This is a genomic window from Sphingobium algorifonticola (genome assembly GCF_004005485.1).
Taxonomy (GTDB): domain Bacteria; phylum Pseudomonadota; class Alphaproteobacteria; order Sphingomonadales; family Sphingomonadaceae; genus Sphingobium; species Sphingobium algorifonticola.
Genome location: NZ_RZUL01000001.1, coordinates 343,597 through 368,063, shown reverse-complemented (window position 1 = coordinate 368,063; position 24,467 = coordinate 343,597). Strand labels below are relative to the sequence as shown.

At 64.5% G+C, this 24,467-nt stretch carries 24 protein-coding genes; 10 read left to right on the top strand and 14 right to left on the bottom strand.

The annotated features are described in order from the left end of the window. Nucleotides 1-123 precede the first annotated feature (123 nt). The 9 genes from ENE74_RS01860 to ENE74_RS01825 all read right to left on the bottom strand — a co-directional run bounded on the left by ENE74_RS01860 (nt 124) and on the right by ENE74_RS01825 (nt 8,160). On the bottom strand, nt 124-1,053 hold the full coding sequence (locus tag ENE74_RS01860; RefSeq protein ID WP_127688938.1) for an electron transfer flavoprotein subunit alpha/FixB family protein: 930 nt from the start codon (nt 1,051-1,053) through the stop codon (nt 124-126). Beyond that, the gene (locus ENE74_RS01855; RefSeq protein WP_127688937.1) at nt 1,050-1,799 is read right to left on the bottom strand and encodes an electron transfer flavoprotein subunit beta/FixA family protein; all 750 of its coding nucleotides are present in this window, start codon (nt 1,797-1,799) and stop codon (nt 1,050-1,052) included. Before ENE74_RS01855 ends, ENE74_RS01860 begins: the two co-directional genes overlap by 4 nt. A 128-nt stretch (nt 1,800-1,927) precedes the next feature. Further along, the gene (gene sucC, locus ENE74_RS01850) at nt 1,928-3,127 is read right to left on the bottom strand and encodes an ADP-forming succinate--CoA ligase subunit beta (RefSeq protein ID WP_127688936.1); all 1,200 of its coding nucleotides are present in this window, start codon (nt 3,125-3,127) and stop codon (nt 1,928-1,930) included. A gap of 120 nt (nt 3,128-3,247) precedes the next feature. Continuing rightward, nucleotides 3,248-3,580 (bottom strand): hypothetical protein, encoded by a 333-nt coding sequence (locus ENE74_RS01845; RefSeq protein WP_127688935.1) that lies wholly within the window; start codon nt 3,578-3,580, stop codon nt 3,248-3,250. A gap of 215 nt (nt 3,581-3,795) precedes the next feature. After that, complete coding sequence (locus ENE74_RS18115) at nt 3,796-3,960, bottom strand: hypothetical protein (protein ID WP_164847328.1); 165 nt, start codon at nt 3,958-3,960, stop codon at nt 3,796-3,798. A 153-nt stretch (nt 3,961-4,113) separates the two neighbouring features. Beyond that, nucleotides 4,114-4,308 (bottom strand): hypothetical protein, encoded by a 195-nt coding sequence (locus ENE74_RS01840; RefSeq protein WP_127688934.1) that lies wholly within the window; start codon nt 4,306-4,308, stop codon nt 4,114-4,116. A gap of 140 nt (nt 4,309-4,448) precedes the next feature. Beyond that, nucleotides 4,449-4,655 carry a cold-shock protein gene (locus tag ENE74_RS01835; RefSeq protein ID WP_127688933.1) on the bottom strand — a complete coding sequence of 69 codons (207 nt, stop codon included), beginning with the start codon at nt 4,653-4,655 and terminating at the stop codon, nt 4,449-4,451. 350 nt (nt 4,656-5,005) lie between these two features. Next, complete coding sequence (locus ENE74_RS01830; RefSeq protein WP_127688932.1) at nt 5,006-5,245, bottom strand: hypothetical protein; 240 nt, start codon at nt 5,243-5,245, stop codon at nt 5,006-5,008. Nucleotides 5,246-5,493: 248 nt separating this feature from the next. Continuing rightward, nucleotides 5,494-8,160 (bottom strand): M1 family metallopeptidase, encoded by a 2,667-nt coding sequence (locus ENE74_RS01825; RefSeq protein ID WP_127688931.1) that lies wholly within the window; start codon nt 8,158-8,160, stop codon nt 5,494-5,496. A 191-nt stretch (nt 8,161-8,351) separates the two neighbouring features. On the opposite strand from ENE74_RS01825, the gene ENE74_RS01820 reads away from it, so the two are divergent. The 3 genes from ENE74_RS01820 to ENE74_RS01810 all read left to right on the top strand — a co-directional run bounded on the left by ENE74_RS01820 (nt 8,352) and on the right by ENE74_RS01810 (nt 10,986). Further along, complete coding sequence (locus ENE74_RS01820; RefSeq protein ID WP_127688930.1) at nt 8,352-9,914, top strand: alkaline phosphatase D family protein; 1,563 nt, start codon at nt 8,352-8,354, stop codon at nt 9,912-9,914. Between the two features lie 74 nt (nt 9,915-9,988). Next, the gene (locus tag ENE74_RS01815; protein WP_127688929.1) at nt 9,989-10,189 is read left to right on the top strand and encodes a hypothetical protein; all 201 of its coding nucleotides are present in this window, start codon (nt 9,989-9,991) and stop codon (nt 10,187-10,189) included. Beyond that, nucleotides 10,189-10,986 carry an SDR family NAD(P)-dependent oxidoreductase gene (locus ENE74_RS01810; RefSeq protein WP_127688928.1) on the top strand — a complete coding sequence of 266 codons (798 nt, stop codon included), beginning with the start codon at nt 10,189-10,191 and terminating at the stop codon, nt 10,984-10,986. Before ENE74_RS01815 ends, ENE74_RS01810 begins: the two co-directional genes overlap by 1 nt. Before the next feature lie 51 nt (nt 10,987-11,037). On the opposite strand, the gene ENE74_RS01805 is transcribed toward ENE74_RS01810, so the two are convergent. Next, entirely contained in the window at nt 11,038-12,231 is a 1,194-nt protein-coding gene (locus ENE74_RS01805) for a PKD domain-containing protein (RefSeq protein ID WP_206517616.1), read from the bottom strand. A 440-nt stretch (nt 12,232-12,671) separates the two neighbouring features. Between ENE74_RS01805 and ENE74_RS01800 the strand changes: the two genes are divergently transcribed. From ENE74_RS01800 to ENE74_RS01785, 4 genes are all read left to right on the top strand, one after another. Beyond that, complete coding sequence (locus ENE74_RS01800) at nt 12,672-12,995, top strand: c-type cytochrome (protein WP_164847351.1); 324 nt, start codon at nt 12,672-12,674, stop codon at nt 12,993-12,995. Further along, nucleotides 12,992-13,387, top strand: a complete 396-nt coding sequence (locus tag ENE74_RS01795; RefSeq protein ID WP_127688926.1) for a c-type cytochrome — start codon at nt 12,992-12,994, stop codon at nt 13,385-13,387. Before ENE74_RS01800 ends, ENE74_RS01795 begins: the two co-directional genes overlap by 4 nt. Nucleotides 13,388-13,691: 304 nt before the next feature. Next, complete coding sequence (locus ENE74_RS01790) at nt 13,692-16,667, top strand: TonB-dependent receptor domain-containing protein (protein ID WP_164847350.1); 2,976 nt, start codon at nt 13,692-13,694, stop codon at nt 16,665-16,667. 21 nt (nt 16,668-16,688) lie between these two features. Further along, nucleotides 16,689-18,506, top strand: coding sequence for an outer membrane protein assembly factor BamB family protein (locus ENE74_RS01785; RefSeq protein ID WP_164847349.1), 1,818 nt, complete (start codon nt 16,689-16,691; stop codon nt 18,504-18,506). Between the two features lie 40 nt (nt 18,507-18,546). Here the strand turns inward: ENE74_RS01785 and ENE74_RS01780 are convergent, their stop codons facing one another. The 4 genes from ENE74_RS01780 to ENE74_RS01765 are packed head-to-tail and all read right to left on the bottom strand — an operon-like array spanning nt 18,547 to nt 21,868. Beyond that, nucleotides 18,547-18,978 (bottom strand): HIT family protein, encoded by a 432-nt coding sequence (locus ENE74_RS01780; RefSeq protein ID WP_127688923.1) that lies wholly within the window; start codon nt 18,976-18,978, stop codon nt 18,547-18,549. After that, the gene (locus ENE74_RS01775; protein WP_127688922.1) at nt 18,975-20,054 is read right to left on the bottom strand and encodes a CDP-alcohol phosphatidyltransferase family protein; all 1,080 of its coding nucleotides are present in this window, start codon (nt 20,052-20,054) and stop codon (nt 18,975-18,977) included. The genes ENE74_RS01780 and ENE74_RS01775 overlap by 4 nt, the downstream gene beginning before the upstream one ends. Nucleotides 20,055-20,070: 16 nt before the next feature. Further along, entirely contained in the window at nt 20,071-21,204 is a 1,134-nt protein-coding gene (locus tag ENE74_RS01770) for a glycosyl transferase (RefSeq protein ID WP_127688921.1), read from the bottom strand. Nucleotide 21,205: 1 nt separating this feature from the next. After that, nucleotides 21,206-21,868, bottom strand: coding sequence for an HAD family hydrolase (locus ENE74_RS01765; protein WP_127688920.1), 663 nt, complete (start codon nt 21,866-21,868; stop codon nt 21,206-21,208). Between the two features lie 129 nt (nt 21,869-21,997). On the opposite strand from ENE74_RS01765, the gene ENE74_RS01760 reads away from it, so the two are divergent. From ENE74_RS01760 to zapE, 3 genes are read left to right on the top strand one after another with little or no spacing between them, the layout of a single operon-like run. Beyond that, nucleotides 21,998-22,783 (top strand): succinate dehydrogenase iron-sulfur subunit, encoded by a 786-nt coding sequence (locus ENE74_RS01760; RefSeq protein ID WP_127688919.1) that lies wholly within the window; start codon nt 21,998-22,000, stop codon nt 22,781-22,783. Between the two features lie 4 nt (nt 22,784-22,787). Continuing rightward, nucleotides 22,788-23,258: a PaaI family thioesterase gene (locus ENE74_RS01755; protein WP_127688918.1), complete on the top strand. Its 471-nt coding sequence runs from the start codon at nt 22,788-22,790 to the stop codon at nt 23,256-23,258. A gap of 4 nt (nt 23,259-23,262) precedes the next feature. Then, nucleotides 23,263-24,375, top strand: coding sequence for a cell division protein ZapE (gene zapE / locus ENE74_RS01750; RefSeq protein ID WP_127688917.1), 1,113 nt, complete (start codon nt 23,263-23,265; stop codon nt 24,373-24,375). Nucleotides 24,376-24,467 lie beyond the last annotated feature (92 nt).

Genomic DNA, 24,467 nt, shown 5'->3' with positions numbered 1-24,467 from the left:
CGCTGACAGGGGAGGTGGCAGTGCGTAGCACTGACGGAGGGGTGTCACCATCACGATAGGGGGACACCCCTCCACCACCCTGCGGGCGGTCCCCCTCCCCTTACAGGGGAGGACTTTAGCGGATCAGAGCTTTTCCGTCAGTTCGGGCACGATCTTGAAGAGGTCGCCCACAAGGCCGATGTCCGCGACCTGGAAGATCGGGGCGTCCTCGTCCTTGTTGATCGCGACGATGGTCTTTGAGTCCTTCATGCCGGCCAGATGCTGGATCGCGCCGGAAATGCCGACTGCGACATAGACTTCCGGCGCAACGATCTTGCCGGTCTGGCCGACCTGATAGTCGTTGGGCACATAGCCTGCGTCCACCGCCGCGCGCGATGCGCCGACCGCCGCGCCGAGCTTATCGGCCAGCGGATAGATGGTCGCTTCGAAGGTCGGGCCGTCCTTCAGCGCGCGACCGCCCGACACGATGATTTTCGCCGATGTCAGTTCCGGCCGTTCGAGCTTGACGATCTCCGCGCCAACGAAGCTGGACGTGCCAGCGTCGCCGGTCGCCGCGACGGCTTCGATCGTGCCGCTGCCGCCTTCCGTCGCTGCCTTTTCGAACGCCGTGCCGCGCACGGTGATGACTTTCTTCGCGTCCTTCGACTTCACGGTGGCGATGGCGTTCCCCGCATAAGTGGGCCGCGTGAACGTGTCCTCGCTTTCGACCGACAGGATGTCGCTGATCTGCATGACGTCCAGCAGAGCGGCGACGCGCGGCGCGATATTCTTGCCATGGCTGGTCGCGGGCGCGAGGAACGCATCGTGATGGCCCATCAGGTCCACGATCAGCGGCGCGACATTTTCAGCGAGCGCATGCGCATAGGCGGCGTCATCCGCGACGTGGACCTTCTGCACGCCCGCGATCCGCGCGGCGGCATCGGCGACCGCGCCGACGCCTTCGCCCGCGACGATCAGATGGACTTCGCCCAGCTTCGATGCGGCGGTGACGACGGCGAGCGTCGCATCCTTCAGATGGCCGTTCTCATGTTCGACCCAGACGAGCGTCTTCATGCTGCCACTCCCATTGCCTTGAGCTTCGCCACCAGTTCATCCACATCGGCGACCTTGATCCCCGCCGACCGCTTGGGCGGTTCGACGACCTTCAATGTTTCGAGGCGCGGCGCGATGTCCACGCCGTAATCGGCGGGGGTTTTCTGCGCGAGCGGCTTGCTCTTCGCCTTCATGATGTTGGGCAGCGAGGCGTAGCGCGGTTCGTTCAGGCGCAGGTCGGTGGTGATGATCGCGGGAAGCGAGAGCTTCACGGTTTCGAGACCGCCGTCGACTTCGCGCGTGACCGACACGCTGTCGCCTTCGACTTCGACCTTCGACGCGAAGGTGCCCTGCGGACGGCCGAGCAGTGCAGCGAGCATCTGGCCGGTCTGATTGCTGTCGTCGTCGATCGCCTGCTTGCCCAGGATGATGAGGCCAGGCTGTTCTTCCTCCACGACCTTGGCGAGCAGCTTGGCGACGCCGAGCGGCTCCACTTCGTCATCGGTCTGGATCAGGATCGCGCGATCGGCCCCCATGGCGAGCGCGGTGCGGAGCGTTTCCTGCGCCTTGGCGACGCCGATCGAAATCGCGACGATTTCGGTCGCGGCGCCCTTTTCGCGCAGGCGAATGGCTTCTTCCACCGCGATCTCGTCGAACGGGTTCATCGACATCTTGACGTTGGCGAGGTCCACGCCGGTGCCGTCCGCCTTCACGCGCGGCTTTACGTTATAGTCAATCACCCGCTTCACGGGCACCAATATCTTCATTTCACGAGCCTCCAGTCATGCCTCTTCCCGGGGAGTTATCGGCATCAGATGGGCTTTTCGCCTGCCCAAAGCAAGGGTATCGCAGGGGCCGGGCGGTGCCGTAGCGTCGCCCGGTCGCCGCGCCCGAATCACGCCGCCTGCTTCACCTGCGCGACGATCTTGCGCGCGGCATCGCCCAGATCGTCGGCCGACACGATCGGCAGACCCGATCCGGCCAATATGTCCTTGCCCTGCTGCACGTTCGTGCCTTCGAGACGGACGACGAGCGGCACCGAAAGGTTCACTTCCTTGGCCGCCGCGACAATACCGTCCGCGATGATGTCGCAGCGCATGATACCCCCGAAGATGTTGACCAGAATGCCCTTCACCGCCGGATCGGACAGGATGATCTTGAACGCGGCCGTCACCTTTTCCTTGCTGGCGCCCCCGCCGACGTCCAGGAAGTTGGCAGGGAACATGCCGTTCAGCTTGATGATGTCCATCGTCGCCATGGCAAGGCCCGCGCCGTTCACCATGCAGCCGATGTCGCCATCCAGCTTGATATAGGCGAGGTCATATTTGCTGGCTTCGAGTTCGGCGGGGTCTTCCTCCGTCTCGTCGCGCAACTCCATCAAGTCCTTGTGACGGAAAAGGGCGTTGCCGTCGAAGCCGACCTTCGCGTCGAGCACGAGCAGATTGCCCTGTTCGGTCTGCGCCAGCGGATTGATTTCGATCTGCGCCGCGTCGGTCGCGAGGAAGGCGTCGTAGAGCGACTGCGCGACTTTTGCGGCCTGCTTCGCGAGATCCCCGGTCAGGCCGAGCGCAGCGGCCACGGTGCGGCCATGATGCGGCATGAAACCGGTGGCGGGATCGACCGAGAAGGTGTGAATCTTTTCGGGTGTCGAATGGGCCACTTCCTCGATATCCATGCCGCCTTCGGTCGACACGACGAACGCGACTTCGCTGCTGGTGCGATCGACCAGCAAGGCGAGATAATATTCCTTCGCGATGTCCGCGCCGTCGGTGATGTAGAGGCGGTTGACCTGCTTGCCGGCGTCACCCGTCTGGATCGTCACCAGCGTGTTGCCGAGCATGTCGGTGGCGTGGGCCTTCACTTCATCGAGGTTGAAGGCGAGACGGACGCCGCCCTTGGCATCCGGTCCAAGCTCCTTGAACTTGCCTTTGCCGCGACCGCCCGCGTGAATCTGCGCCTTCACCACATAGAGCGGTCCGGGCAGCTTGGCGGCAGCCTCAACCGCTTCCTCCACCGTCAACGCGGCATATCCAGCCGCAATCGGTGCGCCATATTTCGCCAGCAGTTCCTTGGCCTGATATTCATGAATGTTCATGGACGCCGCCTCTTTCGTGCAGAATGGGAAGGGAATGGCAGCCCCTAAAGCACAGGCGGCGCGGCAACGCCAGTGTGACTTCGCAAATCGATTTTGCAAAATTGCAAAGTCGATTTGCCGTCAGCCCTCGATGGCGCAGACCAGCGCGGCCTTGCTGGTGACGGTCAGGATCTCGGGGTCCTGAAGCGCGCGGACGCGGAACAGAAATTGATCGACCGAAATGGTACGAAAATCAGTCTTTCCGACCTTCGACAGCGACTGGAGGCGGCGCAACTGCACCAGGCTGAGCCGATCGACCATCCGGTCCGCCATGCAGGCCGCCATCCGGGGAGAAATGCCCGCATCGACCAGCCCGGCCTCGACGCGGTTTTGCGGCGTCGCGCAGGCGGACAGGGCGGCGACAAGGAGGAGGGTGGCAGCGTATTTGCGGCGCAGGGCAGTGGGCAGGATCATCCGTGCACAGTCGCATGGCGCAGATGAATGGCGCTTTTACGAAAGCACATGGGGGATTATCCTCTTCAAGCAAATAGATGCTGTTCCCCTGCGGAAGCAGGGGGCCAGAGTCTCAAAATACCGTCCCAGGCGACCCTGGACCCCTGCTTTCGCAGGGGAACACAAGGCACAGGTTCGCAGCATATGTAGCCGACATCACGCGTACCGGCTGTGGATCAATGCACGGATGCGGCGCGGTTGCTGTCGCGATAGGCATTCACGCGCGCGCGATAGGCGCGGGCCTGATCTTCCAGCACGGCACGGGTGGCGGCGCTTTCGGCGCGCGCCGCGCGCAGCAGCGAGATTTGCTGGCGGTGCAGAAGGTCGTTTACATCCATCATGCCGTCACTCCTCTCCAGACATCCGCGCCGACGGTCGCGAAGGACTCGCCGATGCCATCCTATTGTTTCTGGAAGGTAGCAGATGCGACGAAGCGAGTCGCGTCTTTCCATCGCATGTGCCCGTCGGGCAGTCGCGAAAGCGGGACAGCGCCCCTATAGGAGGCGGGTGGTGGCGGACGCGGCTTCGCGTGTGGCGCGCTCGACCGCAACGCGTTCGGCGCGGTCGGCCATTTCGGTCCACGCGATCATGGAACGCAGGCATCGGTCACGGACATTGTCCAGCGAAGTGGCGTCGGCATCGGCCTGAGCCTTGGCGGCCTGGGCGCGGCAAAAATCGGAATGCGACATGGCAAGGTTCCCGGAGGCGAGAGAAGGCGGACCGGTCGGCACGCAGCGCCAGATGTACGGCGGCAGATTGTATGGCGGCGAGACTATACGGCGGCGGAGAGGGCGTCGCCGCCCCCGATCCGCCGCGCGCATCCGTGCCGTCAGGCCGCTTGCAGGTTTACCGCCGCAGGCTTGCCACGACGATCCGGTTCCAGATCGTAGGTGACGCGCTGGTTCTGCGTCAGGGTGTGCATGCCCGCTGCTTCAACCGCAGTGATGTGAACGAAGGCGTCATTGCCGCCTTCTTCCGGGGCGATGAAGCCATAGCCCTTGTCTGCGTTGAAGAATTTTACGGTGCCGATAGGCATAGGTCGTTCCTTTAAGGTCGTCTGTCATGCGGCGGCCGCAGCCGGGCGCATGTCGATAATGGGCCGGATAGTCGAATATGACAGCGCATTGTCCGGCTCCGGCCAATACGTCGAAACTGTCGCCTGTCGTGGCGTCCGTCCGGCGAAGAGCCGGGCTGGACGCGCCTGACGGGGCGGAAAACTGGCAAGAGGTCTTTGGAAGAGACGCTCTACTCCGGCTGGCAAGCGGGAGCGCATCGGGTCTCTCGGCCGCGTGAACGCTTGCGTTCGGTGTCACGCGATGGACGTGGCCCTAGCAGCATTGTCGCCGCCTGTCGCCTTTAATCGGCGGACGGCGCGGCCAAACGGGCCTAGTGCCGGTCGAACGGCAGCGGGCGGCGCGCCATGTAGAGGCCCGAACGCGTCACCGGACCCGTCAGCACCTGATCCTTCATGCGCTTGCGCAGGCTGTCGGCGCCATCCATGCTGAGCAGCACGACTCGGGTGCCGCCGGATTCCAGCGGCTCGATGCTCGAAATGCGGATGGCGTGCTTGGCACAGAGGGTGGTGACGGCGGCGGGCGCGGCAGACAGGTTGATGGCGCGGCTCATGCGGTAATTCCTTCGGCAGGTCAGAGGGGGCGAGCGGTTGACGCTCTCCCACCGCGGCATGCTCGGTCAATGCTGGCGCGCGATGGCTTGGCCCCTAGCAGGCTTGTGCCGGAAAGTCGCGCTGTTTCGGCGCGGGGGTGATCGTACCCCGCGATTATCCACTGCGCGTCGGCATTTCCTGTTCCCCAGCTTGCGCCGGGGAACAAAATATCCATGTTCGAAGGGGACAATCGCCAAAGACGTTTACCTCATTTCTTCGCGAGCCAGGTGGCGATGTCGGGGGCGATGCGGGCGCGGGTTTCGGCGCGGGCCTTGATCGCGGCGATGGCGCGATCGACGACCTTGCGCGATTCCGGCGTCAGATATTGCGTGGCATAGGCGTCAAGCTTGGTCACCATCGCCAGGTCCGCCGAACTGCCGCCCAGCCGCGCCAGTGCCTGCGACCGCGCCGACACGTCGATCATCGCTTCATATTGCGCGCGATGGGCGAGCACGAAGTCGACGGCGAGCATGCTGTGCGTATAGCCCACCGATGCGATGATCGCCGCGCTCGTCGTCTTGCCCGGCTCGTCAGTCAGCGCGAGGTCGAGCGCCTGCTGCGCCAGCTTCGGGTCCTTGGCTTCGCCGAGCAGCGCGAAAAGCTGGCTCTTTTCGAGGGCCGTCGGTGCGGCATTGGCCATGGCGCGCAGCCTGTCCCACGTCGCCTGATCGGCATTGGTCGCGACGATGCCGAGCCACACATTCTTGAGCGGACCGTCGAGCGCGGCGGGATCGTTCGCCAGCGCGGCGAAGCGCCTGCCCGCTTCGGCAACGACCGTCCGGTCGCCCATGGCGCCCAGCGTATCGACAAGAGTCTGGCGGAGCAGCGGCACCTGCGGCCCTTCGCCGGGCTTTGCGTCATAGCCGATGGCGGCGAGCACGGGCGTGAGCTTCGCCGAGGCATAGGCCGACACCTTCGCTTCCATGTCGGGCTTGCCCTCGAACATGAAATAGGCCCCTTGCAGATAGCCGGGGAGCGCCGCGAGCACCGCAGGGCTGGCATCGGCAGGCACGGCGGCGATCATGTCCAGCGGCCGGGCGATCGGCTGATAGCCCGCGATGCCGAGCGCCCAGTTGTCCGCGAGCAGGCCAAGCTGGTCGATGGCGGGCAGTTTCGTGAAACTGCCTGTCAGCGCGGACAGATTGTCCGCCGGATAGAGCGTGCGGTAATAGCCTGCCTGGCCCGTGTTGACGACATAGCCGCCGCAACCGGGCAACGTCATCGTGCCGCTGCCGTTCAGGATCATCCGCTGCGCTGCTCCGCCGATCGTCTGCGCCATCACCGGCACATGCCAGCGCAGCGGCGTCTTGCCCTTCGCGTCGCGGCTGAACTCGCCCTGTTTCAGGCTGAGCGTCGTCATGCCGCCCTTGCACTGCGCGCTCTCGACGGTGACGAGCGGAATGCCGGGCTGCGACGTGAAATCATGCGCGATCGTCACCAGTCCCTGCGCGCCCGCGCCTTCGACCGCGCGCCACAGATCGTCGGTCAGCGTGTTTCCATAGGCATGCTTCTGCATATAGGCGCGGATGCCGGTGCGCCACACGTCCTCACCCGCGTAGGATTCCAGCATGGTGATGACGGCTTCGCCCTTCTGATAGGCAATCGCATCGAACGCCTGGTTCACTTCATCGACCGTCGTGATTTTCTGAACGACGGGATGGGTGGTGGCGAACGCATCCAGCGCCATCGCCGCTTCCTTGCCGCCCACGCGCGTCAGCAGCATTTCCCACTGGGGTTTCAGCTTGTCGGTCACCTTGGTCGCCATCCAGCTTGCGAAGCCTTCGTTCAGCCACAGGTCGTCCCACCAGGCCATGGTGACGAGATCGCCGAACCACTGGTGCGCCATTTCATGCGCCACGGTTTCGTAGATGCGGCGTGTCGTCGCTTCGGACGTGAACTTGGGATCGACCAGCAGCGCGCGTTCGAAGGTGAAGATCGCGCCCCAGTTTTCCATGGCGGAAAAGAACTGACTCTGGCCCGGCCCGGCGACATTGTCGAGCTTCGGCAGCGGGTAGGGGGTGCCGAAATAGTCGTTGAACCAAGGCAGGATTTCAACGGCCCCGTCGAGCGCGAGTTGCGCCTTGCCGGTGTTGCCCTTGCCCGTCACCACCCCGATTTCCGTCGCCCCCGACATTTTCGTCGCGCGGTCCAGCTCGCCCAGACCGAAGAAGAGGAGATAGGAGGACATCTTGGGCGTAGTGCCGAATGTCACCAGCGTCTTCCCGGTCGCCGTCGCGGTCTTGCTCTTGACCGGCATGTTGCCGACGGCAAGCTGGTCTGAGGGAATGACGGCGCTGAGGTCGAACGTCGCCTTGTAGCTCGGCTCGTCCCAGCTCGGCACGAAGCGGCGGGCGTCGGGTGCCTCGAACTGGGTGAAAAGGGCGCGCTTGTCCTGGCCCGCATTGTCCTTGTAGTCGAGTGCGAACAGGCCGTTCGCCTGGGTGTTGATGACCCCGGCATAATCGATGAACAGGCTGTAGCGGCCCGGCGTCAACGCCTGCGGAAAACGGAGCGTCGCGGTCTGCGCCGCTGCATCGACCGTGGCGGTGCCTTCCGTGGCCGCCATCTTGCCGCGGGCGATCGACACCTTGCCGAAGGTCAGGTCGGCGGCGTTCAGCGTGATGCTGTCGGTCGCCTTCGTCACCATGATCTCGATCGTCACCTGGCCGGTGAACGTCAGCTTCGGCGCGTCGGGCGTGACGGTGATGGCATAATGGGTGGGGATGACGTTGCGCGGCAACTGCGTGGTGACCGTGTCTGCGGGGCCGCCGCCGGGGGCAGGCATCGGGGCGGGCGGCTGGGCAAGCGCCAGCGGGGCGGTGCCAAGGCAGAGGGCGAGCACGGCGGCCTTGAACGGCGAGGAGGCGAGCGACATGAAGGGACAACTCCGGGAAATACAAAAAAGGGCGTCGCAGCGCGCCCGATGGCATCGGTTTGCCACTTTGCGCCATCGCGTCAAGCCCTGAAGGATATAGTGTCTCGACAGCGTGTCGATCGTTTCGCCATAGTGTCGCAAAGCATCGGTAGGCAGACGAAGCCCATTCTCGACGACGGAACCTTGTCCGCATGACCAACGCTATTTCCCGCCGCACCTTGATCGGCAGCATCGCCGCAGGGTCCGCGCTGATGACCGCGCCCGCCATCCTGCGCGCGCAGCAGCTTTTCGTGGCCTATCCCTTTCGGCTGGGCGTGGCGGCGGGCGATCCCGCAGCGGACGGGTTCGTCATCTGGACGCGGCTGTGCCCCGATCCGCAGGACGCGCATGGCGGCATGCCGATGGCCCCGGTCGACGTTGATTGGGAAGTGGCGAGCGACAAGGCCATGCGCACGATCGTCGCCAAGGGCACGGCGAAGGCGCGGCCGGAGCTGGCGCACAGCGTGCATGTCGAAGTGGCGGGGCTGCAACCCGCGCGGCCCTATTGGTATCGCTTCTCGATCGGCCGGGAGCGGTCGATGCGCGGCAAGGCGATGACGTTGCCTGCGCCGGGCGCGTCGGTCGATGCGCTGCGTTTTGCGGTCGCGGGATGCCAGAATTACGAGGACGGCTGGTACACTGCCTATCGTCACCTGGCCCATGACGACCCGGCGTTCGTCTATCATTATGGCGACTATATCTATGAAGGGCGCAGTGCGCCGGTGCCGTTCGGCTATGACGGCCTGCCCCGGCCGTTCGTCCGCGCGCATGAAGGGCAGTTGCTCTACAGCATCGAGGATTACCGGCGTCGCTATACGCAGATCAAGCTGGACCCCGACTTGCAGGCCGCGCATGCCGCCGCCGCCTGGTTCCTGACGCCCGACGATCATGAGGTCGAGAACAACTGGGTCGGCCTGATCGACCGGGACAATAATCCGGCCGAAATCTTCGCGCTGCGCCGTGCCGCGGCGTTCCAGGCCTATTATGAGCATATGCCGCTGCGCCAGTCGTCCTTTCCCGCAGCGGGCGGCATGCAGCTTTATCGCCGCGCGCTCTATGGCAATCTGCTTGACCTGCATCTGCTCGATACGCGCCAGTTCCGCACCGACCAGCCGTGCGACGACGGCTTCAAGACCGTCTGTGCTGGCGTGTCCGACCCCAAGGCGCAGGTGATCGGCGAGGCGCAGGAAGCCTGGCTGGACCGCAACCTGAAGCAGAAGGCCGCGCGCTGGAACGCGATCGCGCAGCAGATCATGGTGATGCCGCTCGACCGGCGCACCGGCGACGAGCCGGAGGTGATCCGCAACATGGACAGCTGGGGCGCCTATGACGCGCCGCGCGAGCGGCTGCTGGCGCGCGTGAAGGGCCTCAATAATGTCGTCGTACTGACGGGCGACGAGCATCAGAACTTCGCAGGCGAGCTGCGCCAGCGGCAGGGCACGGGCGACGCCGTGGCCGTCGAGTTCGTCAGCACGTCGATATCCTCGGGCGGGGACGGCGCGGACAAGCGCGCCAACACCGACCGGATCATCGCGCGCAACCCGTTCCTCAAATATACCGGCGACCGGCGCGGCTATCTGTTGTGCGACGTGACCGCCGCGACATGGCAGAGCCGCTGCCGCGTGGTGCCGATGGTGAGCGAGAAGGGCGCGCCGGTATCGACGGCGGCGACGATCACGGTCGAGCACGGACGGCCCGCGCTGAACATCGGCTGATCCGTTCGCCTTGCCCGACGACGGTTGCACTCCGGGAGCGAGGCCCATAGATGCGTCCGAAAGGAGAAGTTCGCATGAAATCCGTCACCCTGACCTTTACCGAGGACGAAGCCGAAATCCTGGTCGATGCGCTGGAAACCGATCTGGAAGGCTATGAGGATTCGGCCAAGGACGCCCGCGCCAATGGCAATCGCGCCGATGTCGCGACCTTCACCGAAGCGGCAGGGCGCATCAAAGCGGTACGGGATCGCATCCGCGCCGCCATCGACGCCTGATGACCGATATCTTTTCGCGCGGCTCGCTTTTCTCGCTGGCGGGGAAGACCGCGATCATCACCGGTTCCTCGCGCGGGATCGGCAAGGCGATAGCGCAGGCCTATGCCGCGCAGGGCGCGAATGTCGTGATATCCTCTCGCAATCAGGACGCGTGTGACGCCGTCGCCGATGCGATCAATGCCGAGGCGGGTGGCCGCGCCATCGCGATCGCCGCCAGCATATCGGCCAAGGCGGACCTGGCGCGGCTGGTCGAGCAAGCCGAAGCGGCGTTCGGCGGCATCGACATTCTCGTCTGCAACGCGGCCGCGAACCCTTATTATGGGCCGATGGCGGGGATCAGCGACGCGCAGTTCGAAAAGATATTGCGCAACAATGTGCTCGCCAATCACTGGCTGATCCAGGCGGTGTCGCCCGGCATGGTCGCGCGGCGGGATGGCGCGATCATCATCGTCTCGTCGATCGGCGGCTATCGCGCATCGCCCGTGATCGGCGCATATAATGTCTCGAAGGCAGCGGACTTTCAGCTTGCGCGCAATTATGCGGCGGAACTGGGCCATGCCAATGTGCGGGTGAACTGCATCGCGCCGGGGCTGGTCCGCACCGATTTCGCCCGCGCCCTGTGGGAGGACGAGGCGAACCTGACCGAGGCGCTGCGCGGTACGCCGCTCAAGCGGATCGGCGAGCCGGAGGACATTGCCGGCGCGGCCGTCTTTCTGGCCGCGCCCGCGGGACGCTATGTCACGGGCCAGTCGATCGTCGTGGACGGCGGCGCGACGGTGACGATCGGCGGCATATAGGCCACCGACGCTTTCAGCGCGGATCGGCGCGGTCGCCGATCGGCAGGACGATCAGCGAAGCTGCACGTCCCAGACTTTCGAACGGCGCGCCGTGCCGTCAGCCCCCGTCACGTCGAGGATGACGACATAATTGCCCGGCTTGGCGTAGCTGTGCTGGGGATGCTGCTCGGTCGAGAACGACCCGTCGCCGAAATCCCATTTCCAGCTGCGGATGTCGCCCGCGCTTTCATCCCGGAACGCCACCAGCCTGCGATCCATGTCGACGACGGTGAAGGACCATTGCGCATCGGGCGACCGGCGCGATCCCGCCTCCATCGGCATCAGCCGGAACAGCGGCAGATCGGACGCATTGCCGAACATCCGGCGCTGCTTCGACAAGGTCCAGAAGCCGTTGTTTTCGGACTTCTTCACGTCGTCATAATCGATCACCACCCAGCCAAGGCCAATCAGCTTGTTCTCGCGCAGGACCGATTCGACGGCGCGCTCCGGCCCTTCCGCGCCCGCATAGTCATAGGGGGTGATCCAGAACTCCAAGGTCAGCCGCCCTGCCTGGCCGGGCTGAAAATCATATTCCACTTTGGCATTGGCATAAGGAAAGGCCTTGATCCAGGTCGGCGACCCCCAGGCCATCGTCCAGTCCTTGTCGCGGGCGGGCGTGAACACATGATAATTCTGCGCATGCACCCCGTGATTGGCCCAATGCGCTTCCGCCACGCTGATGCGCGGATCGCGGACCGCGCGCGCCGCACCGACGACATCAGGCGTCCAGACATCCTTGTGCCCGTTGTCGATGAGCGGGCCGCCCGAGGCATCGCCGTCAACCACCACCTCGAACGTGTCGTTGTGCAGGCCGGGCAAGGCGAAATCCCAGTAATCGTCATAGGCTTCATACAGGAAATAGAGCCGGTTGAGGCCCTTGACCCAGCCGACCTTGACGCTGATGTCGAGTGTCGCGGGGTTCGGCCCGGCATGCTTGCCGTCATTTTCTGTCATGTGCGCGGTGGTGACGGCATAGCTTTGCGGGACCATCGCCCAGTCGGCGGCGTCGCCGTCGATCCGGGGCATGCCGTCGGCGGGAAACTGGAAAATCTGGAACGTCGGCGTACCGTCCTGCGCCGTTGCGGAGGCAAATGGCATCGATACCGCCAACGTGCCGCCGGTCAGCGCGAACAGGGCGCCGCGCACCCACCTTCGCACGTGCCGCCACGGCGGGCAAAGCACGGGGGAAGCGGCAATGGGTGCCACGCTCTGCTTCCTGATCAATCCCCTCACGATCTTGTCCCCTGCCTGTCGCGCGCCGAGCCTATGCGGCGAAGCCTGCGCCCGCAGTCTTGACCAGACAGCGCGCCAATGCCAGCCTCATCCGCAGCCAGACGGTGCACCGGTGTCACCCTATGTCGCTATGTGAGAGCGTCGGATCGCCGGTTATCGGCGGTTGCCTTGCTTTTTTGGACAGGATTGCGGCGTTGATCGACAGTTGCACACAGCATCGCGGTGGCAGCCGTAATCGTGACGACTTGATTTTCTCTCAATCCGTGAGATGAATGCCTGCAATATCCGCTTCGAATATTGGCGGCCGCTGATATAGGCGCGAAAACGCACAGATATTCATGCCCAATATTATTCATGCCCAATACAGGGCGCGGCGCTACAATTGGCTGTACAGTAGCTGGAGAGTGATGACCATGACCATGATGAGGAAGTCCGCTGTCGCGGCTGGCGGTGCGGCGCTGCTGGCGGCGCTGGCGATGCATGCACCGGCGCAGGCGGATGCGTCCGCAGCCATGCCCGAAGGCCCGGCGCGCGGCATCGTCGAAAAGACGTGCACCGGCTGTCACGTTGCCTCGCAGGTGACGGCGCAGCGCAAGACATCCGACCAGTGGGCGCAGACCGTGGACCAGATGATCGGCTATGGCGCGCAGGTTTCCGATGAGGATTATGCGAAGATCGTCGATTATCTCGCCACCAATTTCGGCAGCGAAGGCCAGGCGGGGTCGCCCACGTCATGAGCAGGATTTCCACCGAGTCCCGTCGTCTGTGCCAAGCCGCCGCCATCGGTGCGCTGTCACTTCTGGCACTGCCATCGGGGGCGCTGGCGCAGACCGCGGCCGCAAAACCCGCCGGCTTCGCGCAATGCGCGATCTGCCACAAGGTCGGCAAAGGGGAGCCATCGGTGATGGGGCCGAACCTGTGGTCGGTCGGCGGGCGCAAGGCAGGCGCGACCAGCTATGCCTATTCCCCCGCGATGAAGGCATCCAAGGTGGTGTGGACCAAAGCCACATTGACCGCCTTCATCGCAGCGCCGCAGAAAGTGGTGCCCGGCACCAAGATGGCCTATGCCGGGCAGAAGGACCCCGCCGTGGCGGCAGCAATCGCCACCTATCTGTTGACGCTGAAGTGACCGTCCGGCAGGGTGGCGTCTCTCGCACGGCTGTAGCAACGCACTGAATATATTGATGTAATCGGGGCGGATCGATCGTCTTTGATGGCCGCCCGCCCCCATCGTTCAACGGCATCCTCTGCCCCGTTTCGCGCGTCGCTGAAGACCGCTGTACGCCGGAAGCGGATGGCATCGATTGTATCTATTTTCGTTCTTTGCATACAAAACTGTAAATCTTGCATGTAAGAAGTTGACAGCTTCCCTTCGGACTGCGATGACTCGGGCCAAGGCTCAGAGAGGCCTGCATCGAGGAGAGGGAATTGTCATGAAAGCTTTCGTGGTTCAGCTTGCGCGTGGCGCATCCGCCATTGCGATCGGGGTAGCCGCCTTCACCGCGACCACTGCCGCAGCCCAGTCGGGTGCAGCGGATGCACCGGTCGGCACTGTCGTCACGCCCCCGCCCGCCAGCGCAGGCGAATCGCCGATCGGTACGCCGGTCGTCGAAGGCACGGAAAGCGACATCAGCACCCAGGATATCGTCGTGACCGGCACCAGCCTGCGCGGCGTGGCGCCGATCGGCTCCAATCTTGTGTCGGTCAGCACCGCGGCGCTGGCAGCGACCGGCGCGCAGACCGTGACCGGCGCGTTGCAGTCCGTCCCTTCGCTCAGCGGCACCACCGGGCAGGGCACCACCGCCGCCTTCTATCAGCCGAGCATCCACCAGCTTGGCGCGAGCGCGTCCAACTCCACCCTCGTCCTCATCGACGGGCACCGTGGGCCGACCGGCGGCACGAACCACACCTTCCTTGATCCCAACATCGTGCCGTTCAACATGATCCAGCGTGTCGAAGTGCTCGCGGAAGGCTCCTCGTCGATTTACGGGTCGGATGCCGTCGCGGGCGTCATCAACTTCATCACCCGCAGCAAGTTCGACGGGTTGCAGGCCGACGCCGCGGTCACGGTGCGGGATGGCACCACGGGCTATCAGGGCGGTCTGCTGTTCGGAAAGACATGGGATCGCGGGTCGGTCGTCTTCGGCGCGACCTACATCTACCAGGACAATCTGCGCAACCGGGACCGGGACTTCACCTTCCCCGACCATCGCACGGTGCCCGTGGGCAATGGCCGCTTCGGCGCCAATTTCCAGAATCTCAACTGCGGCCCCGCCTCGATCCAGCCCGGTGGCCTGGCCGGTCCCAACAACATCTATCCTTCGGTCACCTCGACCACGCCGGTGGCCAACAACGCCAGCGGATTTCAGTGCACGCCCTGGGCCGACACCGATCTGGTCGGCAAGGAAGAGCGGCAGAACATCATGGGCAAGATGTCGTTCGACCTGACCGACAAGCTGACCGTGGGCCTCGACCTGCTCTATGCGCGCCGTCGCGGCACTTCGCTGGGCAGCGCCGGTTCGATCTCCCCCGCCACCGTGTTCCAGACGGGGGCGCAGGCCAATCCCTTCTACACCAACCCCGCCGGGATCACCGCGACCACGCAGCAGATCCGCTGGGACGCGACCGAGCTGTTCGGCCCGGCGCGCAACCGCAACGATTCCGACAGCATGTACGCCAGCTTCACATCGGCCTATGAGCTGGGCGGCGACTGGACCTTCGATTTCCTGGCGAGCGCCGGGCGCGACGAAAGCAGCACCTTCAGCGAAGGGGCGATCAACCAGTCGGCGGCGCTGCTTGCCCTCAACGGCACGACCAACGGCGGCGGCAGCCTGACGCAACCCTCGATCCCCGGCACGACGACAATCGTCACGCAACTCCCCCTGACGACCGCCAATGCTTTGGACGTGTGGAACCCCCGCGCCACCAACCGCACGTCGCAGGCGACACTCGACCGTATCCTCGACAACACCAATCTGCTGCGCAACACATCGGGTTATCAGCAGGTCCGGGCCAGCGTCGGCGGATCGCTGTTCGAATTGCCCGCCGGGCCAGTGAAAGTGGCGGTCGGCGGCGAATTGCTGTTCACGCAGCTGGGCCAGTTCGTGACCCGCGCCAACGCCGGGCCGGCCCGCACCAATTCGCAGCAGTTGAAGTTCGATTTCGACCGGAACGTCAAGTCGGCCTTCGCGGAAGTCAACGTGCCGATCGTTTCGCCCGACATGAATGTGCCGCTGGTGCACAAGTTCGACCTGTCGCTGGCAGGCCGCTATGACCGTTATTCCGATTTCGGTTCGACCACCAACCCCAAGATCGCCTTCAACTGGGACATCGTCGATGGCGTCCGGTTCCGCGGCAACTGGTCCACGTCCTTCGTGGCACCGCCGCTCACCATCCTGGGCGACGAGTTCGGCGCGTTCGGCACCGCCAACTGGGTGCCGGGGCTGCGCAACGTGACCGTCGATACCGCGCTGTTCCCTGAAATCCGAGGCACCTTGCCCGGCTGCGCCGCCAACGCGACTTCATGCAGCCTCGCGGCGCTGAACGGTATCCAGGTCACGCGCGGCGATCCGCAGGCGGGCGCACAGGAAGGCGACGGCTGGTCGCTCGGCGTTGATTTCGCGCCAAAGGCGGTCCCCGGCCTGCGCGCGGCCGTCACCTACTGGCAGACATCGTTCACCGGGGGCGTAACCGGCAGCCAGATCGAACAGGTGCTGGGCATTTCGTCCGCCAATTATCTGATGAGCTTCTACCCCAACTGCGCCACCCCGGCGCAGATTTCCGCCTCAACCGTCGGCATTCCGCAGGCCGGGACACTGGCGGCCTGTACCTACTATATCTACCAGACGCTCAACACCAACTGGCTGAACCTCGACATTGCGGGCGTCGACTATCAGATCGACTATGACCTGCGGACCGATAGCGCGGGGACCTTCAGCGCGGGGATTTCCGGCACGGAGTTCACGAAATACACCCAGTCCTTCGGCAGCGGTGCGACCTATGACATTTTGAACACGGCGGGCAACAACGGCACATTCCCGTCGATCCGAACCAAGTTCCGCGGCTATCTCGGCTGGGCCGATGCAGGCTTCTCCGCGCGGGCGTTCGTCAACTACACGGGCTCGTTCCGCAACTATGCCGCGTCCTCCACGGTCAATCCGCTGACGCGCGACGCCAATGGCAACCCCAATGGCGGCGGCGACAAGATCAAGGCATTCACCACCTTCGATCTCAATCTGGGTTATGAGTTCAACGGCGATTTCCTGAACGGCACGCGGCTGTCGCTGGTCGCGGCCAATGTGTTCGACAAGGATCCGCCTTATTACAACAGTGCCGCGGGCTATTACAGCCTGGCCCACAATCCGTTCGGGCGCACGGTGACGCTCAGCCTGACGATGAAGTTGATGTAGGTCCCCCTGGGGGAGCGTCGCGTGGCGACGCTCCCCGCTTTTCGGCGGCGTTGGCCGCTTGCGTGGCGGCGGCAGCGGGATTTTTCCGATGTCGCCTTGTTCGTTCCCTGCGTGCAGGATGGAGTGATGATGAGGATATTGGCTTCCCATGTGGCGCTGGCGCTCAGCCTGCTGAATTTCCCTGCCGCGGCGCAACAAGCCGCGCCGGAGGCGGGGACAGCCGTCAGCGAATGGACGACATGGGGCTATGACCCCGAACGCACCGGCTGGAACCGCGCCGAAACCCGCCTGTCGAAAGCCAATGTGTCGCGCCTCAAGGTGCAGTGGGAAACGAAGCTGTCGACCCCGGTGTCGAATGTCGTCCTTTCCACATTGACCGCGCCGGTGGTGGCCGCAGGCGTGGCGACGCCGCAGGGCGCAAAGGACATGCTGTTCGTGCTGGGCGCCGATGATGTGATAACCGCGATCGATGCCAACAGCGGCGCGACCCTGTGGCAGAAACGCTTTCCCAATCCGCACACGCCCGCGAAGGTGCCCGACTGGCTGTGCCCCGGCACGGCCAATGCCACGCCGGTGATCGACAAGGCGCGCAGCCTGCTGTTCTTCATGGCGAGCGACGGGATGTTGCGCGCGGTCAGCCTGGCCGACGGCACGGAGAAGATGAAGCCGACCGAGATGGTGGCCCCCTTTGCACGGGCATGGAGCCTCAACCTCATCGACAATGTAGTCTATACCACCAGCGGGCGGGCCTGCGGCCAGGTGACGGACCGCAGGTCGCCGCTGTGGGCGGCGCTTTCGCCGACACCGCGGCGGCCCGGCATGCCCGAACCCAGCGCAACGGCGGCGCGGACCGATGCCTCGGCCATCACCGCGGTCGATGTCGAAAATCTTGACGCGCCGGAAGTGACGCGCTTTTTCACCAGCGGCAATCGCCCGGCGGGACCGTGGGGTCGGGGCGGGCTGGCGCGCGGGCCGGGCAACAGCCTGATCTTCGAGACGTCCGACGGGCTGTACGATCCGGCGGCGGGAAGCTGGGGGGACACGATCATGCGTCTGTCGCCCAAGGCGGTGCGGGTGCAGGACAGTTTCACGCCCGCCAATCACGAATATATCCTGTCGAAGGACTTGGGCGGATCGGCCAGCCCGGTGGTGTTCGAGTTCGGCGGCAAGACGCTGATCGCGGTGTCGCAGAAGGAAGGCATCTTGCGCATCCTCGACGCGGCCAACATGGGCGGCGGCAAGGCGGCGGCGCATGCCAAGCCGCTGTATCAATCCGCTCAGCTCGGCAATGATGCCGCATCCGGCACCGATCCCAGCCAGGGCGTGTGGGGCGCGATCACCACCTATCTGACGCCCGATGGCCGCCGCTTCCTCTATGTGCCGATGTGGGGTCCGCCATCGAAGGATGCGCCGACGTTCAAGACGACCAACGGCGCGATTGCCGACGGCAGCATCATGGCGTTCGAAGTGGTGAAGGCCGGGGACGGCATCGACGTCGTGCCGCAATGGACATCGCCCAACATGATCATGCCCGATCCCCCCAGCGTGGCGAACGGCGTGCTGTTTGCGACATCGACGGGCGGGCAGGCGTTGCAAAATCCGGTGCGCGCCGATGGCAGCCGGATACCGGCGGTCGATCCGATCTCAGCCAACAAGCGCGCGACGCCCGTTTCCAACCTGACGCTGTATGCCATCGACGCGGTGACGGGAAAGCCGCTCTATTCCAGCGGCAAGACGATCCCCGGCTGGGTACATTTCGGCGAGCCGGTCATCGCGCTGGGCAAGGTCTATCTGGTGACTCACGACGCGCGCATTTACGCCTTCGGGACCGGCCGCTAGAGTGTTTTGGCCGGAAAGCGCGGTTTAGTTTCGGCGGTTCTCAGGCGGGGAAAAGGGGTTTCAGCATGGCGACGAGGGCGGCGATCTGATCGTCGTCCAGCTTCGTCGCCGTACCCAGATCGGGCTGGCCGGGCCAGCCTGCGTCCGTCAGCGTCAGCCCCGCGACGTTGCGGTCCCCCTGATAACGGGGGATGACGTGAAAATGGACATGCGGATCGACCATCATCAGCATCAGATAATTGATCTTGGCATAATCGACGGCGCGGGCGAGGGCCGCCTCTATGGCGACAGTCACGGCTTTCAACTCGGTATGGGCTTCTGCGGGCAAGGCGCCGAAGGCGGTCGCGTCACTTTTCGCCGCCAGCACCAGCGACCCGAGCGTCGGCTGGGCCGGGCGCAGCAGCACCACCCAGTGCGTGAAATCGGCGATCAGGGTGGCGGGATAGCCGAACTTTTCGATCGTCGGGTTCATGGTCGTTGTTCCAGCCAGCTTGTGATGGTGCCGCCCGCCGCCCGCGCGGCATAGGCCTGCGCCAGGCGCACGGCATGCACGATCAGCGAGATCACCGTCCATATCGCCAGCCACAGCAGCCCCTGATCGGGGCGGCCGACCAGCAGCGACACGAACAGGATCACCATGTTCGGATTGCGGCGCGCAGTGATGAGGCGGAATTGGGAATCGAACCGCTGCCAGACATGAATGTCCATGCCGAAATCCTTGATGAACGCGCCTTCGATCAGGCGTTGCAGCACATAGCCCGCGACGATGGCGATCATCAGAATGGCGAAGGTTTCATTCTCCAGCGTCAGCCCATGCGCGGCCAGGCCCACGCCCCAGGCATACCACCAGAAAGGCGGATGAATGAGGTCTATGCCATGGTCGAACACATTGCCCCATTTGGATGAGGTGATCGTGCAGCGGGCGAGCTTTCCGTCCACCGTATCGAACACCATGAAGACGAAGGCGCTGGCCATGCCTGCCCAGTATTGCCCCTCGGCAAAGAACAGCGTCGCCAGCACGCAACACAGCGCGCCGATGGCCGTCACCATATTGGGCGTCATGCGGAGCTGTGCGGCAATGCGGGTGAGGAACAGCGCCAGCTCCGGCCAGAGATATTTGGTCAGAATGTCGGTCACGCCCTTGTACGCGCCGAAATAGCTTTGCCGCTCTATCGCGCGGCGGGTTTCGGGTGTCAGGCGGCGGGCGAAGGGCACTTCGAGCTTGCGAAGCTGCCGGTTGTAGACTTTCTCGCCCTTTGCGAGGTCGGTGACGTGATCGCCGACTGCCATCGGATCGGTGCCTTCGGGCAGATGCGCGAGCACCAGATCGTCGCCACGGCGGAACACGCTGCCCGGCGTGTCGAGCGCGAGCCGCAGCAGCAGCGGGTCGAACGCATAGGCCAGATTGGCGTGGAGGACGTGGCCGTCCGCCGGATGCTGCCCGCCCTTTGCCGCGCCCGCCACCATGCGGCGCAGCCGCTCCGCATTGGACATGCCCCAGATGGGGGTATCGTTGGCACCGGTGAAGCGGATCGTTTCGGTCGTCATCGCGCGCGGTGTTAGATCAGCGCCCTGCGCCTGTCGCGGATTTTTTGAGGAAGGCGCGGATGGCGTCTGCCTGCCGCTGGGAGGCGGGGACGGGCGAGAGGTCGATCGAGTGGGCGACGGCGGCTTGCTGCGCTGCCCGATAATCGTGGTGACGCACGGGCGCCCGGCGCAATGCGGCAGGCAGATCGGCGATATCCGTGACCACCTCGCCCAACTGCCAGTGCGCGAAAGCCTTGTCCCCCACATGGTCGATACGGTCGAGATTGAGGAATACGCAGGGGCGCGGGCGCAGCAGGAACTCGTAGACCTGGCTGCTGACATCGCCCAGATAGATGTCGGCGGCGGCAGTGTAGCTCATGTCGATCGAGCGGGCGCTGCCCATATCCACCCGTATATGCGGAGCAGCGGTGACGATCGGTCGTGCGGCGCGCGCCATCTTCACATGCGGCGCGATGACGATGCTGAAATCATGCAGCGTTTCAAGGCAGCGCAGCACCGCCGGGCCATGCCGCATCCAGGAGGACAGGCGCCTGTCGAAATGCGGGTTGTACAGCACCACCGGCCGGTCGCTGTCGAACAGGCGCACCGGCTGCGCCATCATCTCGGCCTTGGCATAGCCGGTGACGACACAATTTTCCGCCGTAGCCAGTCCGCGCGCGATCAGTTCCGCCTTGTCCTTCTCCCCTGCGACGAGCGTCAGGTCATAGGCTGCGTGCCGCCCGCGATAGCCGCCCTCGCGGTCGCCCGCGCCATGCTTGATCTGGATGAGACGCGCGCGGAAGCCTGGTATGGACCGCAGCAGCGCGCTGGACACTTCGGTTGTGACGATCGTCGGCGCAGCGGCGATGATGCGATAGTTGGCGAGCAGCGTCGCGAGGCGCGACGGCAGGTCGAACAGGCTGTCAGGGCGGAGCGAGGGCCGCCGCAGCCTGACCGGGCGCAGGCGGCCTGCCGGGTCATGCGCGGCGACCATATCCAATATGGCGCAAGAGGGTGACAAGACGCTGACCGCCATCGCGGGATCGGCGGCGAGACGCAAGGCGACCGGCAGCCAGTGCGGCACCTGATGCGCCTCCGCAATGGCGAGGAACGCGATCGGTTCGGGCGGCGCGGCGGTGCGCCCGTCGGACGGACCTTCAGCGAAAGACATATCAGCGGAACACAAGCGTCTGCCAGCCCCGCAGGGCCGCCGCCTGGCTCAGCCGCGCGTCGGGGTTGACGACAAAGGCGACGTCGGCCCAGTCGAGCGTCGGTGCGTCGGACAGGTCGTCGCTGTAGAAGCGCACCGTGTGCGGCGCGTGGCCGGTGGCCGCCAGCCAGTCGCGGATCATGACCAGCTTGTGCGCGCCATAGCAATTCTCGCCGACAATGCGGTGCGAGACGCCGCCATCGGCCGCGGCGGCGTGGCGTGTGGCAATCACGGCGTCAAAGCCCAGCGCGGCGCCGATGGTGCGTGCGTAGAAATCCGGCGCGGCCGTCGCCATCACCAGCATCCGCCCCTTGACGCGATCCTGCGTTATCGCCGCCAGCGCGCCCGGCTGCACATTGCGCGCCATGACATGGGCGGCATAACGCGCCGCCAGGTCATGCGCCGTCCCCGCCGGAATGGTCCGGCCCACCAGCAGGCGAATGCCATATTGCTTGAGCGGCTTGCGCGCGATCAGCCCCGCCTTGTGACAGGCCATGGCCAGCAGCCAAAGCGGCAGCGCGACCAGCCGCCAGGGGGCGCGGCGGCGCGCCGCGAACAGCAGGAACGGCGTGAAGGTGCCGCGTATCGTGATCGTCCGGTCCATATCGTAGATCGCCAAGTGCATGCCTGATCCCTAAACGCTCTCTACGGCATCGCAACCGTTTCGATCAGTGTCATCGATGCTGGCAGCTTGACTAAGCCGTCCCCATATTGTTGAGGGGGCGCATCGGGACTCATATGGGACACGAGGAATATGGCCGAATTCAGACTGCCCGCGAACAGCCGCATCAACGGCAAGGGCGCGACGACGCACAAGGCTGAAGGCGCGACCAACGTTAAATCGTTCCAGGTTTATCGCTATGATCCCGACAGCGGGGAGAACCCCCGTTACGACACGTTCGAAATCGATCTCGACAATTGCGGCCCGATGGTTCTCGACGCGCTCATCAAGATGAAGAGCGAGCAGGACCCGACGCTGACGTTCCGCCGGTCGTGCCGCGAAGGCATTTGCGGTTCCTGTTCGATGAACATCAATGGCAAGAACGGCCTCGCCTGCACCACGGCGATCGAGGATTGCGGCAGCGAAGTGAAGATCACGCCGCTGCCGCACATGGACGTCATCAAGGATCTGGTGCCCGATTTCACGCATTTCTATGCGCAGTACAGCTCGATCCAGCCCTGGCTCAAGACCGTGACGCCGCCGCCTTCGGGCAAGGAGCGGCTCCAGTCGCCTGCAGAGCGCGAGAAGCTCGATGGGCTTTACGAGTGCATCCTGTGCGCCTGCTGCTCGACAAGCTGCCCGTCCTACTGGTGGAACAGCGACAAGTTCCTCGGCCCGGCGATCCTGCTTCAGGCCTATCGCTGGCTGGCCGACAGCCGCGACGAATATACCGGCGAGCGGCTCGACGAGCTGGAAGACCCGTTCCGGCTCTATCGCTGCCATACGATCATGAATTGCGCCAATGTCTGCCCGAAGGGCCTCAGCCCGGCAAAGGCAATCGCCGAAACCAAGAAGCTGATGGTGGAACGGGCGATTTGATCGCGTGAAGCCGACCACTCTGGATCTCTTCCGGTGGGAGCCTGATCCTGCCAATCCGGGCTGGATGCTATGGGGACCGCGTGAAAATGCGCAGTTCAACAGCCTCTATGGTCCCTTGTCGGTGCTTTCCGAAGGGCCGGCGCGGGCCAGGGTTCGCTTCACGCCGCAGCCGTTGCTGACCAGCATCAGCGGGGCGATGCACGGGGGCGCGATTGCGGGATTCATCGATATCGCCCTTTTCGCGGGCTTGCGGGGATGCGGCGTCGAACAGGGCGGCTTTGCCTCCACCATCGATCTGTCGATCCAATATGCGGCACCTGGCAGCGGTGACGAGCCGATGGACGCCATCGTGGAACTGACGCGGGAGACGCGGCGCATGGTGTTCCTGCGCGGCACGGTGGAACAGAGTTTCGGCACCGTTGCGGCATTCATGGCGACGATCCGCAAGGGCAGCGCCGCCCCGCCCCAGGCCTGAGACCATGCCCAACGTTCTGGCCCGCTATCATCGGCTGATCGCGGCAGGCGAGTTGCGCGCCGATCCCGACCAGGAAGCCGCTGCCCGCCGCCTCGATGCCTTGCAGCAGGAACTGGAGGCCGTGCCGCCGCGCGGATCGACATTGTGGCGGATGCTGCGCAAACTGCCCGAACCGGCGCGCGGCATCTATATGTGGGGCGGCGTCGGGCGCGGCAAATCGATGCTGATGGACCTGTTCCACGATTGCGTGGCTGTCCGCCGCAAGCGCCGCGTCCATTTTCACGAGTTCATGATCGACGTGCATGCCCGGCTGGCTGAGGCCCGCAAGAGCGAGACGGGCGATCCCATTCCGCCGGTGGTGGCGGCACTCGCCGATGAAGCGCGGCTGCTGTGTTTCGACGAGATGGTCGTCAACAATATGGCGGACGCGGCGATCATGTCGCGCCTCTTTGCGGGGCTGATCGCGGCGCGCGTCACCATTGTCACGACATCCAACCGCCCGCCCGACGATCTCTACAAGGACGGCCTCAACCGGCAGTTGTTCCTGCCCTTCATCGATCTCATAAAGGACCGGCTGGACGTCGTGGGCCTGAACGGCCCGACCGATTATCGCCGCGACCGGCTGGGCGACGCCGCCTTGTGGCATGTGCCCAACGGCGAGGCGGCCTCCGAGGCGCTGAGCGCCGCCTTTTTCCGCCTGACCGACTATCCCCCCACCGACCGCGCCAATGTACCCACCGAGGAATTGCCGGTGCAGGGCGGGCGCACGCTGCATGTGCCCAAGAGCCTGAAGGGCGTTGCGGTATTCTCGTTCAAGCGGCTGTGCGCCGAAGCACGGGGCGCGACCGATTATCTGGCGATCGCGCGGCGCTTCCATACGGTCATCATCGTCGGCATTCCCGTGCTGGGGCCGGAAAAGCGGAACGAGGCGGCACGGTTCGTCACGCTGATCGACGCGCTCTACGAATATAAGGTAAAGCTGCTCGCCTCCGCTGACGCCCCACCTGCTGCCCTCTACCCCAGCGGCGACGGGGCATTCGAGTTCGAACGCACGGTCTCGCGTCTCCTCGAAATGCAGTCGGACGACTATCTTGCCGTGGGCCACGGCAATCATTAATGCAATTGCGAATGATGTGCAAAGATAATTGCCGTATGGCTGCTTTGCACGGTTGAAACCTTAACCTATTCGGCTTAAGCGATCCCCCAATT